2 protein-coding genes and 3 pseudogenes are annotated in these 2,883 nt (G+C 34.4%); 4 read left to right on the top strand and 1 reads right to left on the bottom strand.

What is annotated here, in order from left to right; genetic code table 11:
- Both ACP7BU_RS14985 and ACP7BU_RS14980 read left to right on the top strand, forming a co-directional pair.
- Positions 1–168 (top strand): annotated as a pseudogene (locus ACP7BU_RS14985) (DIP1984 family protein); the annotation flags it as partial.
- A 1,027-nt stretch (positions 169–1,195) separates the two neighbouring features.
- Positions 1,196–1,765: pseudogene (locus ACP7BU_RS14980) on the top strand (type I restriction endonuclease subunit R, EcoR124 family); the annotation flags it as partial.
- 83 nt (positions 1,766–1,848) lie between these two features.
- Here the strand turns inward: ACP7BU_RS14980 and ACP7BU_RS14975 are convergent.
- Positions 1,849–2,073 carry a helix-turn-helix transcriptional regulator gene (locus ACP7BU_RS14975; protein WP_004676219.1) on the bottom strand — a complete coding sequence of 75 codons (225 nt, stop codon included), beginning with the start codon at positions 2,071–2,073 and terminating at the stop codon, positions 1,849–1,851.
- Positions 2,074–2,222: 149 nt separating this feature from the next.
- Between ACP7BU_RS14975 and ACP7BU_RS14970 the strand changes: the two genes are divergently transcribed.
- Positions 2,223–2,468: a hypothetical protein gene (locus ACP7BU_RS14970; protein WP_034171689.1), complete on the top strand. Its 246-nt coding sequence runs from the start codon at positions 2,223–2,225 to the stop codon at positions 2,466–2,468.
- Positions 2,469–2,576: 108 nt separating this feature from the next.
- A pseudogene (locus tag ACP7BU_RS14965) lies at positions 2,577–2,708 on the top strand (IS6 family transposase); the annotation flags it as partial.
- Positions 2,709–2,883 lie beyond the last annotated feature (175 nt).

Raw genomic sequence — 2,883 nt, 5'->3', positions numbered from 1 at the left:
AATACATCTCGTGAATCTGATCGTTATAGTACGCGGGAAATAAAGTGGCATAAAGTTATTCCAGTTTCATCATTACAAAAACAAGCTGATGATATTAGTCTTAAATTACGTGATTTAAACGTGTTAATTCAGTCGAATAATTGGAAAATTGATTTGATTGAAGCCTAATAGTCCTTTAGATATAATCAAGTTGAACATACTGGGCGAGTACAAGATCCCCTACTTCCACAACATAGGATTGTAAATAAAGTGTAGTGGCTTGCAAAGCAAGTGGATAAGCTTAAAATTTTAAGTACAAATCAATCCATCACTTGGCATAACTCAAATCTTTGTGCAAACAAAGTTACACGTTACTTATAACTACCATGTACTGACAGTATGTTCACCTCAATTACTAAAAATAAAGAAATGAGCAAGCATCAGCTCAACTACATTTCTATTTTTAATTCAGTTCGGCTTTGTTGTATAAAGAGCTGAAAGATAGACTTTGAAAATTATAAAAATCGGAAATTTATGATATAAAAAATGTGCTCGACGATGTCGAAAAGCCGACTTGGAAACAAGTCGGCTTTTTTAAACAACTTTGTAATATTCTCTAAATGATAATGGTTTAAAAAGTAGGTATTTATTGATTTTTACTATTTTATCAAAGACTCTATTTCGAAAACTATCCCTCAATTTTTGTGGGTTAGAGCTTACAAAGATATCGGCTTTTTTTGGTTATTTGGAATAGGACTAATTTGCCTAACAGATTGGTATATATCACAATTTTATTATTTATATAATTTATATAAAATAAGCAAAAAAAATTTCACTACAAGGAAATCATGAGAAAAAAGATCACCTATCTAGCTGGGGCTATGACCATAGTTTTACTAATAGCGGTGATTAAACATGAAAATGAAGTAAAGGGGGATGAACAATTTAGATATTTAGATTCCATAGCATCTAAGCAACCTTAGTAAAATTGCACTTATATTTAGAAATACTAGATCATATAAAAACCATTATTTAACATAAAATCTCTTATTCGAAATTTATCGCATCGCATGTAATTCCAAAGTAAATAGTATTATATTTCAAAAATTTATACTATAAGAAATAGGGGCGTAAACCCGAAAAGCTGATGCGGATCAATGCCCAATTGGAAAACTTTGTCGAGTATGACTAGGACGATACCAATTTAAATAAGGCAGAATTCCAGAAACATACCTCACAATACAAATATCTGTACAACAACGTCCGTGTGGTCCAGCCTAAAGACAAAGTATCGATCCTCAATGATGTCAATTTCCAACTGGAACTGATCCACCGCGATACCGTGAATGTCGGTTATATCCTGAATTTACTGCAATCGGTGGTCAATCATAAAGATCCAGAAAAGAAACAACAGTATCGTTCCCAAGTGCAAGATATCATCTCGACCAACCACAACTTGTATGACAAACAAGAGCTGATTCAAAAGTTTCTGGATGAAAACATTCCACGCATGGCCGATGGTCAAAGCGTTGAACAAGCCTTTGTTCAGTTTTGGGATGTGGAGAAAGAAAAGGCACTGAATGAGCTGTGTCAAAAAGAAGCCATCAAACCTGAAGTCTTCAAAACGGTGCTCAGCCAATATGAATACACCCAGCGTCTACCTAGCCGGGAAGATGTCAAAGACTTACCGATTGCTCGCCCTAAGATCTCAAAACGTAAGACCATGATGAATACCCTGGTTCTCAAAACTCGAAACTTTATTGAAAAGTTCTATCGAGGCTTATAAGTCCCTGAAACAAAAAATGCCTGAACTTCAGGCATTTTTTACGTCATCACTAACAGCTTAAAACAATCAAAAAAACTAGAGTCTTAGTCTTTTGAATACGACTTAATTTTTTCGAAAATAGGGTAAAAGTCTACACCCTCATCTTTCATGCTAGAAAGCAAATAAACCAGAACAGCAATATGAGTAGGTACTTTTCCGATCTTTTTATAGTTAGTTATGGAATTTGGGTTCATGTCCAATAATGTTGCAAATTCCTTAATTGAAAGACCTGCTTTCCCCATAAGTCTTTGAAATTCTTCGTACGGCATCGTGATAAATACAATCTGTTTGGATTAGAAGTATAACACAGACCATAAAATTACAAAAATCACATAAATTATGTGACAAACACATTTTTTATGTGTTATAAATAGCTTATCAATTAATCTATTTATCATCTCTATAGGAGAAACATACTATGTACTCATACCCGGATTCAAACACTGAAAAGAAAATTGCTCTCATGATTATCAATGACTTTTTCATTCAAAAAGCCCATGAACTGTGGATTTTTTTACAACTCGATCAGTGCTTTAACGATTATGAAGCCACACTGATTTGGACTAGACGTTATTTAGAGAAGCATCCTGAGTGTGAGTACAGCGATATTCAAAAAGCTTTCCGTTCTTGTTTCCCTGAAAATTTCTTCAGCTTTGACTATTAATTGATGAATCGTCTTTCCTCTTTTGTAGCAGTTGAAATTAGAGTAAACGCTATAAAAGAGGAAAAATTGGCAGTGTTGTAAATAGCTTTTCAGCTAAAGGTTCAATAGATGAATCACTTCCATAGTCGGCATCATCTTTGGGGCGAAATCATTCTTTGGGCTGTGCGCTGGTATTGTAAGTATGGCAGTATAGAAAGAGTTTTACATCACATCACTCTCTTCAGGATTACACAAGTTTATAAGTTGCGTAAGTTATGTAACTTTATAATTTAATATTCCTGGCAGATTAATCCCAGGCAGTTCTTCTCATTAGATGGATCCTTAGTTTTCAGCACTGCACTTCCATATATGGACAAATCCCTGACAAGCATGACCGGGAGAGGTTTCCATCTCATCACTCTCTTCAGGATTACAT

Source organism: Acinetobacter sp. 40AMC3-4, from assembly GCF_049898185.1.
GTDB lineage: Bacteria > Pseudomonadota > Gammaproteobacteria > Pseudomonadales > Moraxellaceae > Acinetobacter.
The sequence above is the reverse complement of the archived record's forward strand: the minus strand, read 5'-3'. Positions and strand labels throughout refer to the sequence as shown.

What these genes read in the sequence shown, in the direction of transcription:
- ACP7BU_RS14970 (WP_034171689.1), top strand. Translation starts at nt 2,223, where the DNA reads ATGTACTCATACCCGGATTCAAACACTGAAAAGAAAATTGCTCTCATG.
- ACP7BU_RS14975 (WP_004676219.1), bottom strand. Translation starts at nt 2,073, where the DNA reads ATGCCGTACGAAGAATTTCAAAGACTTATGGGGAAAGCAGGTCTTTCA.